Below are 207 nucleotides of genomic sequence, written 5' to 3' on the forward strand. Positions count from 1 at the left end.
TGTTCTTGTCGCAAATGTTTTTGATGAGTTCGTAGCCGAATCGGACAAGCCTATCCTTGTAAAGAACAACGATTTTAAAAGGCTTTCCTTGCGCCAACAGATACGTCTTCATGTTCTGAACCTGTCGCTTCAAATCTGCTTGCTGCTTCTTGGAGCTGACACGGCAATAACCAACCACAATCTTTTCCTCGGCTATCTTCCCGAGTT

The 207-nt window shown here is 44.4% G+C and carries 1 protein-coding gene; it reads right to left on the bottom strand.

Translation table 11 applies throughout. The features are described from left to right. A partial coding sequence (locus ACP3VS_RS24635; protein ID WP_426390364.1) for a recombinase family protein occupies positions 1–207 on the bottom strand: 207 nt, incomplete at both ends.

This window comes from Lysinibacillus sp. VIII_CA (genome assembly GCF_049943995.1).
GTDB classification, from domain to species: domain Bacteria; phylum Bacillota; class Bacilli; order Bacillales_A; family Planococcaceae; genus Lysinibacillus; species Lysinibacillus pinottii.